At 72.7% G+C, this 16,242-nt stretch carries 17 protein-coding genes; 12 read left to right on the top strand and 5 right to left on the bottom strand.

Annotated elements, in window-relative coordinates; translation table 11 throughout:
- Genes fdh through nrfD form a run of 3 tightly spaced genes read left to right on the top strand, consistent with a single transcriptional unit; the run spans position 1 to position 5,150 of the window.
- The gene (gene fdh / locus PSED_RS12220) at positions 1 to 3,237 is read left to right on the top strand and encodes a formate dehydrogenase (protein ID WP_013674546.1); all 3,237 of its coding nucleotides are present in this window, start codon (positions 1 to 3) and stop codon (positions 3,235 to 3,237) included.
- Position 3,238: 1 nt separating this feature from the next.
- Positions 3,239 to 4,099 carry a 4Fe-4S dicluster domain-containing protein gene (locus PSED_RS12215; RefSeq protein WP_013674545.1) on the top strand — a complete coding sequence of 287 codons (861 nt, stop codon included), beginning with the start codon at positions 3,239 to 3,241 and terminating at the stop codon, positions 4,097 to 4,099.
- Between the two features lie 55 nt (positions 4,100 to 4,154).
- Entirely contained in the window at positions 4,155 to 5,150 is a 996-nt protein-coding gene (gene nrfD / locus PSED_RS12210; RefSeq protein WP_013674544.1) for an NrfD/PsrC family molybdoenzyme membrane anchor subunit, read from the top strand.
- Here the strand turns inward: nrfD and PSED_RS12205 are convergent.
- Both PSED_RS12205 and PSED_RS12200 read right to left on the bottom strand, forming a co-directional pair.
- Positions 5,081 to 5,752, bottom strand: a complete 672-nt coding sequence (locus tag PSED_RS12205) for an HAD family hydrolase (protein WP_013674543.1) — start codon at positions 5,750 to 5,752, stop codon at positions 5,081 to 5,083. The two genes, nrfD and PSED_RS12205, sit on opposite strands and share 70 nt — an antisense overlap.
- Positions 5,749 to 5,985 carry a hypothetical protein gene (locus PSED_RS12200; RefSeq protein ID WP_013674542.1) on the bottom strand — a complete coding sequence of 79 codons (237 nt, stop codon included), beginning with the start codon at positions 5,983 to 5,985 and terminating at the stop codon, positions 5,749 to 5,751. Before PSED_RS12200 ends, PSED_RS12205 begins: the two co-directional genes overlap by 4 nt.
- A 152-nt stretch (positions 5,986 to 6,137) precedes the next feature.
- Between PSED_RS12200 and PSED_RS12195 the strand changes: the two genes are divergently transcribed.
- Positions 6,138 to 6,374 (top strand): hypothetical protein, encoded by a 237-nt coding sequence (locus PSED_RS12195; RefSeq protein WP_013674541.1) that lies wholly within the window; start codon positions 6,138 to 6,140, stop codon positions 6,372 to 6,374.
- Between the two features lie 44 nt (positions 6,375 to 6,418).
- Here PSED_RS12195 and PSED_RS12190 read toward each other — a convergent pair whose 3' ends face one another.
- Positions 6,419 to 7,291, bottom strand: a complete 873-nt coding sequence (locus PSED_RS12190; RefSeq protein ID WP_013674540.1) for a helix-turn-helix domain-containing GNAT family N-acetyltransferase — start codon at positions 7,289 to 7,291, stop codon at positions 6,419 to 6,421.
- A 94-nt stretch (positions 7,292 to 7,385) separates the two neighbouring features.
- On the opposite strand from PSED_RS12190, the gene PSED_RS12185 reads away from it, so the two are divergent.
- The 7 genes from PSED_RS12185 to PSED_RS12155 all read left to right on the top strand — a co-directional run bounded on the left by PSED_RS12185 (position 7,386) and on the right by PSED_RS12155 (position 14,570).
- Positions 7,386 to 8,747, top strand: a complete 1,362-nt coding sequence (locus tag PSED_RS12185; RefSeq protein ID WP_013674539.1) for an FAD-dependent oxidoreductase — start codon at positions 7,386 to 7,388, stop codon at positions 8,745 to 8,747.
- A 45-nt stretch (positions 8,748 to 8,792) separates the two neighbouring features.
- Positions 8,793 to 10,097, top strand: a complete 1,305-nt coding sequence (locus PSED_RS12180; protein ID WP_049803382.1) for an MFS transporter — start codon at positions 8,793 to 8,795, stop codon at positions 10,095 to 10,097.
- Positions 10,098 to 10,264: 167 nt separating this feature from the next.
- A complete protein-coding gene (locus PSED_RS12175; RefSeq protein WP_013674537.1) occupies positions 10,265 to 10,648 on the top strand; it encodes an ArsR/SmtB family transcription factor in 384 nt (127 codons plus the stop codon).
- On the top strand, positions 10,645 to 11,790 hold the full coding sequence (arsB, locus tag PSED_RS12170) for an ACR3 family arsenite efflux transporter (RefSeq protein WP_013674536.1): 1,146 nt from the start codon (positions 10,645 to 10,647) through the stop codon (positions 11,788 to 11,790). The genes PSED_RS12175 and arsB overlap by 4 nt, the downstream gene beginning before the upstream one ends.
- A 31-nt stretch (positions 11,791 to 11,821) precedes the next feature.
- Positions 11,822 to 12,499, top strand: coding sequence for an arsenate reductase ArsC (locus PSED_RS12165; RefSeq protein WP_013674535.1), 678 nt, complete (start codon positions 11,822 to 11,824; stop codon positions 12,497 to 12,499).
- A gap of 116 nt (positions 12,500 to 12,615) precedes the next feature.
- Positions 12,616 to 13,893, top strand: coding sequence for an IS256 family transposase (locus PSED_RS12160; RefSeq protein ID WP_013672244.1), 1,278 nt, complete (start codon positions 12,616 to 12,618; stop codon positions 13,891 to 13,893).
- 137 nt (positions 13,894 to 14,030) lie between these two features.
- Positions 14,031 to 14,570, top strand: a complete 540-nt coding sequence (locus tag PSED_RS12155; protein ID WP_013674534.1) for a DinB family protein — start codon at positions 14,031 to 14,033, stop codon at positions 14,568 to 14,570.
- 405 nt (positions 14,571 to 14,975) lie between these two features.
- Here the strand turns inward: PSED_RS12155 and PSED_RS12150 are convergent, their stop codons facing one another.
- Complete coding sequence (locus PSED_RS12150; RefSeq protein ID WP_041759570.1) at positions 14,976 to 15,179, bottom strand: hypothetical protein; 204 nt, start codon at positions 15,177 to 15,179, stop codon at positions 14,976 to 14,978.
- 29 nt (positions 15,180 to 15,208) lie between these two features.
- On the opposite strand from PSED_RS12150, the gene ligD reads away from it, so the two are divergent.
- Positions 15,209 to 15,421, top strand: a complete 213-nt coding sequence (gene ligD / locus PSED_RS12145) for a non-homologous end-joining DNA ligase LigD (RefSeq protein WP_013674533.1) — start codon at positions 15,209 to 15,211, stop codon at positions 15,419 to 15,421.
- A gap of 82 nt (positions 15,422 to 15,503) precedes the next feature.
- Here ligD and PSED_RS12140 read toward each other — a convergent pair whose 3' ends face one another.
- The gene (locus tag PSED_RS12140; protein ID WP_013674532.1) at positions 15,504 to 16,193 is read right to left on the bottom strand and encodes a hypothetical protein; all 690 of its coding nucleotides are present in this window, start codon (positions 16,191 to 16,193) and stop codon (positions 15,504 to 15,506) included.
- Positions 16,194 to 16,242 lie beyond the last annotated feature (49 nt).

Genomic DNA, 16,242 nt, shown 5'->3' with positions numbered 1-16,242 from the left:
ATGGGGTTGCGTGATGTGCTCGCCGGCTGGCCACTGGTCCGACAGCTCACCGGGACCGACGGGCTGGGCCGCGGCGCCGCGGCACGGTCCGGCCGGACCGACGCGGCACGCCCCCGCACCGCCGACGCCGACACCGTCACCGCCTCGGTGTGCCCGTTCTGCGCGGTCGGGTGCGGGCAGAAGGTGTGGTCGCGCGACGGGAAGGTGACCCACGTCGAGGGCGACCCGGACTCGCCGATCAGCCGCGGACGGCTGTGCCCCAAGGGGTCGTCGACGTTGTCGCTGGTGACCTCGCCGTCACGGGTGACGACGGTGCGCCACCGCCGCCCGTACGGCACCGAGTGGGAGGACCTGGACCTCGACACGGCCGTCGACATGATCGTCGACCGGGTGCTCGACACCCGCCGCCGCACCTGGCAGGACACCGACGACCAGGGCAGGTACCTGCGCCGCACGATGGGCATCGCGAGCCTCGGAGGAGCGACCCTCGACAACGAGGAGAACTACCTCATGAAGAAGCTCTACACGGCGATGGGCGCCATCCAGATCGAGAACCAGGCCCGCATTTGACACTCCTCCACGGTCCCCGGTCTGGGGATCTCCTTCGGTCGCGGCGGCGCGACGAACTACCAGCAGGACCTCGCGAACTCCGACTGCATCGTCGTCATGGGCTCGAACATGGCCGAGGCGCACCCCGTCGGCTTCCAGTGGGTGATGGAGGCGAAACGCAAGGGCGCCACGGTGATCCACGTCGACCCGCGCTTCACCCGGACCTCCGCGGTCGCGGACCTGCACGTGCCGATCCGGGCGGGCACCGACATCGCCTTCCTCGGCGGGCTCATCCACCACGTCCTGGAGAACGAGGCCTGGTTCACCGAGTACGTGCGCGCCTACACGAACGCGCCGATGCTGCTGCGCGAGGACTTCGCCGACACCGAGGACCTCGACGGGCTGTTCTCCGGCTTCGACCCCGGGAGCGGCACGTACGACACGACGTCGTGGCAGTACGAGGGCGGCACGGCACCACCCGCGTCGGGGCAGCGCGACCTGGAGCAGGACGACGCCGAGGGCAGCGCGGAGGAGGCGCACGAGCACGAACGCGGCCAGGTCGCCGGGTCGGGCGGCTCACCCGTCGAGACCTGGCCGGAGCGCGACGACACGATGCGCGACCCGCGGTGCGTGCTGCAGGTCCTGCGCCGCCACTACGCCCGCTACACCCCGGCGATGGTCCACGAGATCTGCGGCATCCCCGAGGAGACGTTCCGGCGCGTCGCCGACGCGCTCGTCCGCAACTCCGGCCCCGACCGCACCAGCGCCTTCTGCTACGCCGTGGGGTGGACCCACCACACCGTCGGCGTGCAGTACATCCGGGCGGCGTCGGTGCTGCAGTCGCTGCTGGGCAACATCGGCCGGCCCGGCGGCGGCATCCTCGCGCTGCGCGGGCACGCGAGCATCCAGGGCTCCACCGACATCCCGACGCTGTTCGACCTGCTCCCCGGCTACATCCCGATGCCGCACGCGCACCGCGACGAGGACCTCGCCTCCTTCATCGAGTCCAACTCCGGACGCAAGGGCTTCTGGGGCGACATGGACGCCTACACCGTCAGCCTGCTGCGGGCCTGGTTCGGGGACAACGCGACCGCGGACAACGACTGGTGCTTCGACCACCTCCCCCGGCTCACCGGCGACCACTCGTCGTTCCGGACCGTCATGGACCAGGTCGACGGGAAGGTGCCCGGCTACTTCGTGATCGGCGAGAACCCGGCCGTCGGCACCGCGAACGCGCGCCAGCAACGCGCCGGGCTCGCGAACCTCGAGTGGCTCGTCGTGCGCGACCTGAACATGATCGAGACGGCCACGTTCTGGAAGGACGGCCCCGAGATCGAGACGGGCGAGATGCGCACCGAGGACATCGGGACCGAGGTGTTCTTCCTGCCGGCGGCCGCCCACACCGAGAAGGACGGCACCTTCACCAACACCCAGCGTCTCCTGCAGTGGCACCACAAGGCCGTCGAGCCGCCCGGTGACTGCCGCAGCGACCTGTGGTTCTACTACGAGCTGGGCCGGCGGATCAAGCAGCGCCTGGCCGGCTCCACCGACCCGCGGGACCGGCCGCTGCAGGACCTGACCTGGGACTACCCCGTCGATGCGCACGGCGAGCCCAGCGCCGACGCCGTGCTGCGCGAGATCAACGGCAGCGGCGCCGACGGCGAGCTCCTGCCGGGCTACACCGCGCTGCGCAACGACGGCTCGACCCGCTGCGGCTGCTGGATCTACTGCGGGGTCTACGCCGACGGTGTCAACGGCTCGGCACGCCGGCGTCCGGGGGGCGAGCAGGACCTCGTCGCCGCCGAGTGGGGTTGGGCGTGGCCGATGAACCGGCGCGTCCTCTACAACCGCGCGTCCGCCGACCCGTCGGGCAAGCCCTGGAGCGAACGGAAGGCGCTCATCCACTGGGACGCCGACGCCGGCCGCTGGACCGGTGGGGACGTGCCGGACTTCCCCGTCGACACCGCGCCGGACTACGAGCCGCCCGAGGATGCCCGCGCCGCGGAGGCGATCGGCGGCGCCGAGCCGTTCGTCATGCAGGCCGACGGCCGCGCGTGGCTGCACGCCCCCGCCGGCCTCGCCGACGCGCCGATCCCCACGCACTACGAGCCCGCCGAGTCGCCGGTGCGCAACGCCCTCTACGGGCAGCAGGCCAATCCCGCGCGGCAGCGCTTCGACCGCCCCGACAACCGGCTGCACCCCGAACCCGGCACCCCCGGCGCGGAGGTCTTCCCGTTCGTGTTCACGACGTTCCGCGTCACCGAGCACCACACCGCGGGCGGGATGAGCCGCTGGACCCCGTACCTGACGGAGCTGCAGCCCGAGATGTTCCTCGAGGTCTCGCCCGCGCTCGCGGCGGAGCGGGGGCTCGAGCACGGCGGCTGGGCGCACGTCGTCACCGCACGGTCGGCGATCGAGGGCCGCGTGCTGGTCACCGACCGCGCGACGCCGCTGCGCCACGGCGACCGCGTCGTGCACCAGATCGGGGTGCCGTGGCACTGGGGCCCCAACGGCCTGTCGACGGGCGACGCCGCCAACGATCTGCTGGGCGTCGCGCTCGACCCGAACGTCCACATCATGGAGACCAAGGCCGCGACCTGCGACATCCGCCCGGGGCGACGCCCGCGCGGGCCCGCGCTGGTGGCCTTCCTCGCCGACCGCCGGCGTGCCGCTGGACTGGAGGACTGACATGGGCAGGCTCTCGGGCCCGCTGGCCGACCCGTCCGGCGACGCCGGTTACGCCGACCGTCCCGAACGCGTCGGGTTCTTCACCGACACCTCGGTCTGCATCGGCTGCAAGGCCTGCGAGGTCGCGTGCAAGGAGTGGAACGCGCTCCCGGCCGAGGACGACGTCCTGACCGGGATGAGCTACGACAACACCGGGCAGCTGGGCGCGAGCACGTACCGGCACGTGGCGTTCGTGGAACGAACGGTCGACCTCGGGATGCCGGGCCTGGCCGGCGACGGCGGCGACGCCACCGAGGTCCGGTGGCTGATGTCGTCGGACGTCTGCAAGCACTGCACGCACGCCGCCTGCCTCGACGTGTGCCCGACCGGATCGCTGATCCGCACCGAGCACGGCACGGTCCTGGTGCAGGAGGACATCTGCAACGGCTGCGGCTACTGCATCCCGGCCTGCCCGTACGGGGTGATCGACCAGCGGCCCGGCGACGGCCGCGCGTTCAAGTGCACGATGTGCCAGGACCGCCTCGGCGTGGGCCTGCAGCCCGCGTGCGCGACCGCGTGCCCGACCGAGTCGATCCGCTTCGGGCCGCTCGACGAGCTGCGCGCCGAGGCCGACGAGCGCCTCGCCGCCCTCCACGACCGGGGCGTCGACGACGCCCGGCTCTACGGCCACGACGCGGGCGACGGCGTCGGTGGTGCCGGGGCGTTCTTCCTGCTGCTCGACGAGCCCGAGGTCTACGGCCTGCCACCGGACCCCGTCGTCACGACGCGGGACCTCCCGTCGATGTGGCGGCACGCCGCCGCGGCCGCCCTCGCGGTGGCGGGCGCGGTGGCAGCCGCCTTCGTGGGGAGGACGTCCCGGTGAGCGGCAAGGGTCGCTCCAGCGACCATCGCCGCTCACGACCGAGGGAGGAGACGCGGTGAGCCCGAAGCGCGAGCGGCTGATGGTCCCGGAGGCGGAGTTCTCGTCGTACTACGGGCGGCCGATCCTCAAGGCGCCGGTGTGGAAGGTGCCCGACGTCCCGGCCTACCTCTATCTGGGCGGTCTCGCGGGCGTGTCCGCGTCGTTGGCCGCGCTGGCCGACGCGACGGGCCGCCCGGAGCTGCGGCGCACCGGACGGGTCGCCGCCGCCGCGGGCGCGACGGCGAGCGTCGGGTTCCTCGTCCACGACCTGGGCCGGCCGGAGCGGTTCCTGCACATGCTGCGGGTCCTCAAGCCGACGTCGCCGCTGTCGGTCGGGTCCTGGATCCTCGCGCCCTTCGGCGCGCTCGCCGGGGCGGCCGCGGCGAGCGAGGTCACCGGGATCGCGGCCGGACCCGGCCGCCTCGCCGGTGCCGCCGCCGGCCTGCTCGGGCCCGCGCTGACGACCTACACCGCCGTCCTGATCGCCGACACCGCGGTGCCCGGGTGGCACGAGGCGCACCGCGAGCTGCCGTTCGTCTTCGCCGGCAGCGCGATGGCGGCCGGGGGCGGGGTCGGGCTGCTCGCCCGCGACGGCGGACCGGCCCGCCGGGTCGCCGTGGCCGGCGCCGCGCTGGAGCTCGCCGCCTCGGCCGTCGTCGAACGACGGGACCGCCTGTCCGCCAGGGCCTACCGCACCGGCCGGGCCGGTGCCGCGCTGCGCGTCGCCCGGGCCGCCACGGCCGCCGGTGGCCTCGCCGCCGCGGCCGGGGCGCTGACCCGCGGCCGGTCCCGGGCGCTGCTCGACGGTGCCGCGGCGCTGCTGCTCAACGCCGGGTCGGTGGCCACGCGCTACGGCGTCTTCGAGGCGGGGATGGCGACGGCCCGCGACCCGGCGTACACCGTCGTGCCGCAGCGGGCCCGGCTGAACGCCCGGGACGAGGGTCAGCCGGCGACGCGCACCGGCCCGACGAGCGCGTCGAGGTCGTCGGCGAGGTCGCGCACCGAGTCGTAGACCGCGCCCGCGCCCGCGTCGCGCAGCTCGCCGGCCGAGAACCCGCCGGTGCGCACGGCGACGCACGCCTGCCCGGCACGGGCGGCGGCCTCCATGTCCCACACCGAGTCCCCGACGACCAGCGACGTCGTCGCCTGCGCCCGCTCGAGCGCGACGCCGATCAGGTCGGGCTCCGGCTTGGTGCGCTCGACGTCCTCGCTGGTCGTCCACGCGCTCGCGAGCTCGCGGCCGTCGAACAGGTCGAGGTAGACGTCGACGTGCTCGGGCTTGCCCGAGCTGGCGAGCACGACCGTGGGACCGCGGTCGCGGATGCCGCACACGAGCTCGCGCACCCCGTCGAACGCCGCGACCTCGCCGAGCATCGGCGCGAACTCCTCGGCCCACGCCGCGCGCAGTGCGTCGCCGTGTGCGCGCTCGACCTCGTCACCCGCGACGGCGGCGACGAGCTGGTCGCCACCCATGCCGATGGCCCGGTGCAGGCGCCACACCGGCAGCGTCAGGTCGTGGCGGCGGAACGCCCGGTACCAGGCCAGGGCGTGCTGGTAGTTGGAGTCGACGAGGGTCCCGTCGACGTCGAGCACGACGGCGTCGTACGAGCTCACGCCGAGCCCTCGCGACGGATCTCGGCACCGGTCTCGCCCGCGAAGCCCTCGTCCTGGCCCGCGGCGCGGCCGACGAACTCCTCGGACCGGCCGACGCCGGTGGTCGAGCCGCTGTCGCCGCGCTCGGTGTCGCGACCGCCCGCCTCGCGGGTCCTGGCGACGTCGGCGTCCGGACGGACGTCGTCCTCGGCGGTGCGGGGCTTGCCGAACAGTGCTCGGATCCGGTCGAACATGGTACCTCCTCGGGGACGGCGGGACGGGAGCGCGCAGGGCGGCGCGGTGCCGTCGCCCGCGGCCGCCCGGTCGTCCCCGAGGGCTACCCCGCAGCGCCGCGCCGACACCTGTCGGCTCGGTTGGGCGCCCGCCACCGGGGGTACTGCCGGGGATGTCCGGTGCCCGGTCGTCCCCGCTCGACATGCTCACCGCCGCCGAGCGCGACCTGCTGCGGCCGGCCCGCGCCGCGTTCGTCGCACCCATGCCGCCGACGCTGACCGCGGACCACTTCTGCGACCCGGACTGGCTCTTCGAGCGCAAGCTCGACGAGGTGCTCGACCGGGCTCCGCTGCCGCGCGTTCAGCTGCGTCGCAAACGGGACACCAGTCAGGGTTGGCCCGACATCTGAGCCGCCAGACCCCTGGCGAATGACAGCCGACCTGCCACGACACGTCAGGCAGCTCGTCGTTCGAGAACGATGGTGTCGCGCCAGCGGCCGTGGTGTTGGCCGATGCGATCCCGGATGCCGAGAGTGCGGTAGCCCGCGGAGTGGTGCAGGGCGATCGAGGCTCGGTTCTCGGGGAAGATCGCGGTCTGCAGGGTCCAGAGGCCGGCGTCGTCGGCGGCGCAGACCTGTTGGTGGATGAGGGCTTTGCCGACACCGCGGCCGCGATGGCCGTCGCCGACGTAGATCGAGGATTCGGCGACGCCTGCGTAGACGGGCCGGGACGAGGCGGCGGCGAGCGCGGTCCAGCCCACGACCTTGCCGTCGATCTCGGCGACCCAGCGATGCTCGGGCAGCCAGCGACGGTCCAGCTCACGGCGTTCGGGAACGTCGGTCTCGAACGTGGCGTCGCCCGTGGCGATGCCTTCGGCGTAGATGCGGCGCACGTCTGCCCAGTCCGTGGGGGCGAGCGCGCGGACGGTGACGTCGGTGGGCAGGTCGTCGGGACAGCACGGCCGCGGCGCGAGCAGCCCCATCACGGCGTCGGCGGCATGTGGCAACCCTGTGCAGCACGCGGGGTTGACCGCCACCAAAGACGTGGTGCCGTCACGGCGCACGGTCAGGAACCCGACGTCGGCCAGCTTGCGGACATGATGGGAGCAGGTGGACTGGCTGATGCCGAGCTGCTCGGCGAGCTCGCCGACAGGGATCTGCCGCCCTCCGGCGGCGACGGCGTGCAGGAGTCGGACCCTGGTGGGGTCGGCCAGGCAGGCGAACCACTCGGCGTAGACCTTCGCGTCCGCTGCTTCCAGCTGTCCCGGAGAGACCGTCGAGACGTCGCTGATCGACAGCTCGGTCCGAGCGCCTGCGGCAAGCTTCATGCGTGCATTATCGACGTCCGTCGATGGTTGCGTCAATCGATGACGGTCGATACAGTCCGGCGGCATTAATCGATGAGCGTCGATGGAGGTTGTCGTGGACGAGACGGAGCTGCCGGTCGCAGTGGTCGGCGCGGGACCGGTGGGGCTGGCTGCGGCGGCGCGGCTGGTGGAGCGGGACCTGCCGGTGCTGGTGTTCGAGGCCGGGTCGGAAGCCGGGACCAGCGTGCGGCAGTGGCATCACGTGCGGCTGTTCTCGCGATGGGGCGAGCTCGTGGACCCGGCTGCGGAGAAGCTGTTGGCGCCCACGGGATGGGTCGCTCCGCCGGCGGATGCCTATCCGACGGGTCGGGAGTGGGCGCAGCGGTATCTGCAGCCGGTGGCCGAGGTTCTCGGGGAGCGTGTCCGGTTCGGAGCCCGCGTGGTCGGAGTCGCCCGCCGGGGTCGTGACCTCGTCGTGGATGCGGGACGCGCGAGCGAGCCGCTGACGGTGCACGTGCGTAGCCACGGGGGCTCCGAGAACGGTGCCGGTGGTGGCGTGGAGGAACTGGTGACCGCGCGGGCGGTGATCGACGCGTCCGGGACCTGGACCGGTCCCAACCCACTGGGTGGAGACGGGCTGCCTGCGCCGGGCGAGGCGGCGGCCGCCGACCGCATCGTGTACCAGGTGCCGGACTTGAACGACCCGGGCGTGCGGGCGCGGTATGCGGGGCAGCGGGTCGCGGTGGCAGGCAGCGGGCACTCGGCGTTGACGGCGCTGGTCGCGTTCGCCGAGCTGGCCGCTGAGCATCCCGGCACCCACGTCGACTGGTTGCTGCGGCGCAGGCAGGTCGGGAACGCGTTCGGTGGTGGCGCCGCCGACGAGTTGCCCGCGCGTGGGGCGCTGGGTCGGCGGGCGGCCGAGGCGGTCGAGGCGGGTCACATCACGACGGTGACCGGGTTTCGCACCGCCGCGGTCGAGCGCGTGGATGACGGCCTGGCGCTCGTCGGCGATGACGGCCGCCGCCTGGACCCGGTCGGTCAGGTGGTCGCGGTGACCGGGTTCCGGCCGGACCTGTCGTGGCTGTCGGAGGTGCGACTGGACCTGGATCCGGTGCTGCAGGCGCCGCGCGGGCTGGCCCCGCTGATCGACCCGAACGTGCATTCGTGCGGGATGGTCTACCCGCACGGTGCGGGCGAGTTGGCCCAGCCCGAGCCCGGGGTGTTCCTGGTCGGGATGAAGTCCTATGGCCGTGCCCCGACGTTCCTGGCGATGACCGGCTACGAGCAGGTCCGCTCGGTGGTCGCGGCGATCGCCGGGGACGAGGACGCTGCGCGACGGGTCGAGCTGGTACTGCCCGAGACGGGGGTGTGCGGGGGCGCCGGCCTGTTCGACGAACCCGAGGGGGCGGCCGCGGGCGGGTGCTGCGGCTCACCGGTCCCGGTCTCGCTGAGCCTCGGGACCCCTCCCACCGACTGAGCACCCGACAGGGCAGCTGAGCGGCTCGTGGTGCAGCCTGCAGAGATGGACGCCCAGCCCGCCGGCACGCTTGACGTCGGCGGGCTGCGCCGCGTCCTGGTCGTGCTCTGCGTGACCGAGATCGTCAGTTGGGGAGTGCTCTACTACGCCTTCCCGGTCCTGGCCCCGTCCATCGCCGCCGACACCGGCTGGTCGGTCTCGATGATCACTGCCGGGTTCTCCACCGGGCTGGTGGTCTCGGCGCTGGCGGGGATCCCGGCCGGGCGCTGGTTGGACCGGGTCGGGCCGCGCCCGGTCATGACCGTCGGCTCGGTCCTGGGTGTGCCCGCGGTGGTCGGGATCGCGCTGGCGCCGAACCTGCCGTCGTTCTTCGCGGCCTGGGTGCTGGCCGGGGTGGCGATGGCCGGCACCCTCTACCCGCCCGCGTTCGCCGCCCTGACCCGCTGGTGGGGGCCGCAGCGGGTGCGGGCGTTGACCGCGCTGACCTTGCTGGCCGGGCTGGCCAGCACGATCTTCGCGCCCACCGCCGCGGCCCTGCTGGGGCAGCTGGGCTGGCGCCACACCTATCTCGCCCTCGCCGGCATCCTCGCCGTGATCACGATCCCCGCGCACCTGTTCGGGCTGCGGGGTCGCTGGCCCGACCACGCCAAACACCGCCACAGCGGGGTTGCCACCGAGCAGGCCCCCCGTGAGGTGGTCCGCAGCCGGGCGTTCCTGCTTCTGGTCCCGGCGATCGCGCTGGGCACCTTCGCCGCGTTCGCGGTCGTGGTCAACCAGGTCCCGCTGCTCATCGAGCGCGGCCTGTCGACCTCCGACGCCGCCTGGGCGCTCGGGCTGGGCGGGCTCGGTCAGGTCCTGGGCCGGCTCGGCTACGGCCGGCTCACCACCGCGCTGTCGGTGCGGATGCGTGCCGTGGTGATCCTCGCGCTGTCCGCCGCGGCAACCCTGCTGCTCGGGCTGCTACCCGGCCCGGAGGTCCTGCTCATCGCCGCGGCGATGCTGGCCGGAGCCGCGCGCGGGGTGTTCACCCTCCTGCAGGCCACCGCGGTCAGCGACCGCTGGGGCGCGGCGCACTACGGTCGGCTCAACGGGCTGCTCTCGGCCCCCTCGATGATCGCGACCGCGCTCGCCCCGTGGGCAGGCGCCGCGATCGCCGTCGCCCTCGGCGGCTACCCCGGCGTCTTCGTCCTGCTCGCCGCGATTGCCGCCCTGGCCGCGGTCCTGGCCTCCGGCACCGTTCCCCACCACGACAAGCCCACCACCGTGCCCCACGACCCCGACGGTTCGTTCACACACCTGCCCGAAACCGCCGCCGATCCGAGTCGGGATGGATCACCACCAGCGCGATGACGGGGCCGATGACGGGGGCGATGACGGGCGGCTGACGGGGGCGCCGACGGGCCAACGAGGGACACAGCGGTCCTGGGAACACCCTGGGAAGAGCTGATTCAGACAAGCGTCGAAGTTCATGTTCTGTTCACTTGCCTCACTGATTCGATGCTGGTGAAGATAGACCGGTGTCGAAATTGCTCCCCCTGCTGGAGCCGCTCCCGGCCACCGCTCCAGCCCTCGATGCGGACGAGGCCACCTCGTTGGCGGCCGCGTTCAAGGCTCTGGGCGACCCGGTCCGGCTACGCCTGCTCTCACTGATCGCTGCCCACGAGGGCGGAGAGGCCTGCGTGTGCGATATCAGCGGCGCGTTCGCACTGACCGGGCCCACGATCAGCCACCACCTCAAGGTGCTGCGCACCGCCGGCCTGGTGAGCAGCCAGCGCCGTGGCACCTGGATCTACTACCGCGTCCGCCCCGAGGTCATCGGCCGGCTCGCCACCGTGCTGGTCCCCCTCGGCGCGCCCCTGACCAGTACGTGCACCGGCGAGGAAAGTGACCTGCCCGCATGAGCACCACGCCCGACAGCGCCCGTCCCACCGCCCCCGGCGCCGACCCGGACGCCGGCACCGACCCGGCCGAAGCACCGGTCGCGAAGCGGCTGTCGACGCTGGACCGGTTCCTGCCGGTCTGGATCCTCGCCGCGATGGCCCTCGGCCTGCTCGCCGGTCGCACCATCCCGGGCCTGGGCCCGGCACTGAACACCATCGCCGTCGACGGCATCTCCCTGCCCATCGCTCTCGGACTGCTGATCATGATGTACCCGGTCCTGACGAAGGTCCGCTACGACCGGGTCCGCACCGTCACCGGGGACCGTCGACTGCTGATCAGCTCGCTGGTCCTGAACTGGATCATCGGGCCGGCGCTGATGTTCGCCCTGGCCTGGCTGCTGCTGCCCGACCTGCCCGAGTACCGCACCGGACTGATCATCGTCGGGCTCGCCCGCTGCATCGCCATGGTCATCATCTGGAACGACCTCGCCTGCGGTGACCGCGAAGCCGCCGCCGTGCTCGTCGCGATCAACTCGATCTTCCAGGTCATCGCCTTCGCCGGACTCGGCTGGTTCTACCTGTCGGTCCTGCCCGGCTGGCTCGGTCTGCCGCAGACCGACCTCGACGTCTCGGCCTGGCAGATCGCCAAGTCCGTGCTGATCTTCCTCGGGATCCCGCTGGTCGCCGGCTACCTCACCCGCCGGTTCGGAGAGAAGGCCAAGGGCCGCACCTGGTACGAGGAGGAACTCGTCCCCCGCATCGGGCCGTTCGCGCTCTACGGCCTGCTGTTCACCATCGTCATCCTGTTCGCCCTGCAAGGCGACGCCATCACCTCCCGGCCCCTCGACGTCGCCCGTATCGCGCTCCCGCTGCTGGCCTACTTCGCGATCATGTGGTTCGGCTCCCTCGCGCTCGCGAGGACCGTGGGCCTGGGCTACGAACGCTCCGCCACACTGGCGTTCACCGCGGCGGGCAACAACTTCGAACTCGCCATCGCCGTGGCCATCGCGACCTTCGGGGTCACCTCCGGCCAGGCGCTGGCCGGTGCGGTCGGCCCACTGATCGAGGTCCCCGTCCTCGTCGCCCTGGTCTATGTCTCCCTCGCCGCCCGCCGCCGCTGGAACAACCGCGCCACCCCGACCACGCCCACGCGAGAGCCCTGAACACCCCAGGAAGCGCGCCACGGCCACACCGATGTCTTCGCCCCCCACCCACCGCAACGCCGCCGGTGAGCCGCCCGCGCTGCTCTCGGACACCGCAGTTCTCGAACGGCTCGCCGACGAACTGACCAGCCGCTACATCGGGGTCTTCTCCGCCGGGACCATCCACCGCTACGTGTTCGAGTCCAACACAGCGCTGCGGCGTACCGCGAAAGTGCGCGCCCACCTCGTCTCGCTCACCGGCCGGTTCGCCGCCGACCGGCTCACCGCCCTCGCGCAGGCCCAAGGAGCCATCATGAAGACCGTCCCCGAAGTCCTGTTCGTCTGCGTGCACAACGCCGGCCGCTCCCAGATGGCCGCCGCCCTGCTACACCACCACGCCCACGGCACGGTCAACGTCCGCTCCGCCGGCTCCGCCCCCGCCGACACCATCAACCCGGCCGTCGGCGAGGTCATGAACGAGATCGGGCTCGACCTGTCCCAGGAGTTCCCCAAGCCCCTCACCGACGACGTGGTCCGCGCCGCCGACGTCGTCATCACCATGGGATGCGGCGACGCCTGCCCCGTCTACCCCGGCAAACGCTACCTCGACTGGGACCTCACCGACCCCGCCGGCAAGACCGCCGCCGAAATCCGGCCCATCCGCGACGAGATCGACCGCCGCGTCCGCGAGCTGATCACCGAACTCACCGCCCACCCCGCCCAGTCGTGACCGACGCCAGCCCCGTCGCTGCCGGCCTTGACCCCACAGCCTGCTCAGCCGGGAGTGTCCGATCTTCGGTGTAACTGGTCTGTAGCTCCGGGCGTGTCCCGGGGGAAGGACCACCAATGACCGACACGATCGAGCCCATGCCGCGGGCTCGGATTGATCACCAGCAGTTCGCTCAGCAGTTGGTGGAGGCCGCCAAGGCCGACGGGGTGGAGCTCGTCGGCCCGGACGGGCTGCTCACCGGGCTGACCAAAACAGTGCTCGAGACCGCCCTGGAAGCTGAGCTCAGCGAGCACCTGGGCTATGACCGCCACGACCCGGCCGGGCGCGACGGCGGGAACTCCCGCAACGGCACCCGCACCAAGACCGTGCTCACCGAGATCGGCCCGGTCGAGATCGAGGTGCCGCGCGACCGCGACGCCAGCTTCGAGCCTCAGATCGTGCGCAAGCGCCAACGCCGCCTGGACGGGATCGACGAGATCGTGCTGTCGCTGACCGCCCGCGGCCTGACCACCGGGGAGGTGGCCGCGCACTTCGCCGAGGTCTACGGGGCCAAGGTCTCCAAGGACACCATCTCGAGGATCACCGACAAGGTCCTCGACGAGCTGGGCGAGTGGCAGAACCGCCCGCTCGACGCCGTCTATCCGGTGCTGTTCATCGACGCTCTCTACGTCAAAGTCCGCGACGGGCAGGTCACCAACCGGCCCTTCTACGTGGTCATCGGGGTGACCGTGGACGGGCAGCGCGACATCCTCGGGATCTGGGCCGGCGAGGGCGGCACCGGTGGGGAGGGCGCGAAGTTCTGGCTGCAGGTTCTGACCGAGATCAAAAACCGCGGGGTCGGCGATGTGTGCATCGCCGTCTGCGACGGCCTGAAGGGCCTGCCCGAGGCGATCACCACCGCCTGGCCGCAGGCGGTGGTGCAGACGTGTGTGTTGCACCTGATCCGCAACACCTTCCGCTACGCCTCCCGGCGCTACTGGGAGCAGCTGGCCAAGGACCTGCGCCCGGTCTACACCGCCCCGACCGAGGCCGCGGCCCAGGCCCGGTTCGCCGAGTTCGCCGAGACCTGGGGCGGGCAGTATCCGGCGATCATCGCGCTGTGGCGGGCGGCGTGGTCGGAGTTCGTGCCGTTCCTGGACTACGACGTGGAGATCCGCAAGGTCATCTGCTCCACGAATGCGATCGAGTCGCTCAACGCCCGCTACCGGCGGGCGATCAAGGCCCGGGGGCACTTCCCGACCGAGCAGGCCGCGCTGAAGTGCCTCTACCTGGTCACCCGCTCACTCGACCCCACCGGGAAGGGCCGAACCCGCTGGGCGATGCGCTGGAAGCCGGCCCTGAACGCCTTCGCGATCACCTTCGCCGGCCGTATCGTCCCCAGCAACGGAAACTAGCCGCCACCCCGGCCAGTTACACCGTTCCTCTGACACTCCCGCTCAGCCGCCACCAGCCCGACGTGGCCGACACATCCGACTACGCGTGAGCCATTGTTCCTGGGACGCCCGACCTCGGTAGGGCAGAGACTGACGGGATGGACGAGCAGGCCGTGCACGAGGAGATGGGGCGGGCTCGCGCGGAGTTCCGTCGGTTCCTCGACGGTGCCGACGTGGCCGAGCTGCGTGGGCCCTCAAACGGGACGCGCTGGAACAACCGGCAGCTGCTGTTCCACATGCTGCTGGGCTATCTGGTGGTCCGGGTGCTGCTGGGCCTGGTCCGCGTGGTCGACCGGCTGCCTGCCTGGGTGAGCCGCGGCTTCGCCGAGCTGCTGAACGCGGTCACAGTGCCGTTCGACTGGGTGAACTACGCCGGTGCGCGCCTAGCAGGCACGGTGGTGCCGCTCGGGTGGATGGTGGCACTGTTCGACTGGGTGGTCGCAGCGCTGGATCGCCGTCTCGACCGGGAGACCGACGCCGATCTTGCCCGCGGGATGCACTACCCGACCCAGTGGGACCCGTTCTTCCAGGACTACATGACCTTGGCGGACGTGTACCGGTTTCCCACACAGCATTTCGACTTCCACGCCCGCCAGCTCACGCTAGAACACCGGGGCCGATCCGGCGCGGGTGGATAGCCGGTCCATCGCGACCCCATCGGGCAACTGCCGAGCGTCGCAGCGCTGGACACCGCGCGGGACGTCGAGTTCTTCCAGCCGCCAGGAGCACCCGGCCCCATGCGGGTCTGTCCGCTCGCCGACGGCCAGGGCCCCGAGCACACGACCCGACGCGGTTCAGTACTACGACGTCGTCCCGCCACCATGGACCGTGGCCGGCTGTTCCAGCGGAAGGGTGTGGGCGTCGGAGACAGCGGCTCGACGGCCCGACATCGCCGGCCGCCCGGTGGCGCTCAACCCTGGCGTACCGAGGACGCCGCCACCTCCGGGCAGCGGGAGATCGTCCATGTCATCGGCGGCGGACGGCTCGAGCCGACCTTCCACCAGGTCAGCATCGACACCGCCAAGGACTGCGCGCCAAGGACTTCACGAGAAGAACATCTCACGCAGCTCTCCGGAGCTGGTCGATGTGCTCGGCGCGGGCCGGCCGTCGGTGGCCGACGGCGAGATCGTCCCGCAGACCAGCTTCTCCCGGCTCCAGGCCGGCTCGGGCCGACCGATCCCGACCGCGCCCGGGCCACCGACATCGCGGTGTTCCCCTATGTGTTCCGACGACTGGCTGAAGTTCACGTGCGTCCGCGCGTAGGAACTGGTGGTCGGTGGATGGACCGATCCCGCGGGCGGTCCCCGGTGCCCCGGTCGCCGTTCCGCTCGCCTTCGACGAGCTCGGTCGCATCGACCCCGACGGTCACGACGTCCGCTCCGTCCGGCGCAGGCTCGCCCGGCGCACGGATCCCTGGTCCGGGCCGACCGGCGCTCCCGCGGCGGTCGGAGCCGCCCGCCGCGCCCTGAGGGGCCTGGCGGACCTCTGAGCTGCGGACTCCGGAAGGACGGCACCGGGACGCGGCACCAGGCCGACCGCGCCGGGGCGCGGGAGCGGGTCGCCGTCCGACGTCAGGCGGCGACCCGCAGACCCGGCGCGCGCCTGGTCTCGGCCCGGACCAGCAGCCCGACCAGCGCGTCCTCGGCGAGTGCCCCGGGCAGGTCCGCACCCAGCCGGCGGGCGAGGAACGCGCGTAGCCGGACCCCGGCGAAGGCCGCGACCGTCGCGGCCGCGGCGGCGGTGAGCGCGTCGAGGAGGACCGTCGGGCCGTCGGGGCGCGCACCGTCACGCACGTCGGCGCCGACCGCCACGAGCGGGGCGAGCAGCACCCGCGGCACCAGCCCGGCCGGTGCGGTCCGGGGCGGCGCGACCGGGAGCGTGTCGAGGACGACCTCGGCCGCGGTCGCGGCGCAGGCCGCGATCCGGACCGGGAGGCCGGCGAGCCGGCCGAACGGCGCCGGGTCCGCCCGGCTCGACGTCACCACGAGCGCGGTGGCGCCCGCCGTGCTGCGCGCGCCCGTCGCGAGCCCGATCAGCACCGCCCGGGCTACGGTCGCCGCCCTGGGCGGCTGCGCGGGGGTCCGGCCGGGGGTCTGCGCGGTGGGCGGCTGCTCGGCGCGGTCCCGGAACCCGGGCGCGGGCAGCGGGCCCGGTCCGGTCGGCTCGACCGTCGCGCCCGCGCCGTCGGGAGCCGTGTGTGCCGCGGCCGTGTTCGCCCGATCGGGGTTCCCCCGGGTGCTGATAGCGGTACCTTCTTTCATGGCTGGGACCTCCGGGGAACGCTTCTGGTGCTTGTCCTGCGAGGACTGA

This window comes from Pseudonocardia benzenivorans CB1190 (assembly GCF_000196675.2).
GTDB lineage: Bacteria > Actinomycetota > Actinomycetes > Mycobacteriales > Pseudonocardiaceae > Pseudonocardia > Pseudonocardia benzenivorans.
Note: the sequence above shows the minus strand (reverse complement) of the source record. Positions and strands in the feature narration are given on the sequence as shown.

Excerpts from the sequence above, each read along its gene's own strand:
- PSED_RS12215 (WP_013674545.1), top strand. The coding sequence starts at position 3,239 with ATGGGCAGGCTCTCGGGCCCGCTGGCCGACCCGTCCGGCGACGCCGGT.
- PSED_RS12200 (WP_013674542.1), bottom strand. The coding sequence starts at position 5,985 with ATGTTCGACCGGATCCGAGCACTGTTCGGCAAGCCCCGCACCGCCGAG.
- PSED_RS12195 (WP_013674541.1), top strand. The coding sequence starts at position 6,138 with ATGTCCGGTGCCCGGTCGTCCCCGCTCGACATGCTCACCGCCGCCGAG.
- PSED_RS12190 (WP_013674540.1), bottom strand. The coding sequence starts at position 7,291 with ATGAAGCTTGCCGCAGGCGCTCGGACCGAGCTGTCGATCAGCGACGTC.
- PSED_RS12180 (WP_049803382.1), top strand. The coding sequence starts at position 8,793 with ATGGACGCCCAGCCCGCCGGCACGCTTGACGTCGGCGGGCTGCGCCGC.
- arsB (WP_013674536.1), top strand. The coding sequence starts at position 10,645 with ATGAGCACCACGCCCGACAGCGCCCGTCCCACCGCCCCCGGCGCCGAC.
- PSED_RS12165 (WP_013674535.1), top strand. The coding sequence starts at position 11,822 with ATGTCTTCGCCCCCCACCCACCGCAACGCCGCCGGTGAGCCGCCCGCG.
- PSED_RS12160 (WP_013672244.1), top strand. The coding sequence starts at position 12,616 with ATGACCGACACGATCGAGCCCATGCCGCGGGCTCGGATTGATCACCAG.
- PSED_RS12155 (WP_013674534.1), top strand. The coding sequence starts at position 14,031 with ATGGACGAGCAGGCCGTGCACGAGGAGATGGGGCGGGCTCGCGCGGAG.
- PSED_RS12140 (WP_013674532.1), bottom strand. The coding sequence starts at position 16,193 with ATGAAAGAAGGTACCGCTATCAGCACCCGGGGGAACCCCGATCGGGCG.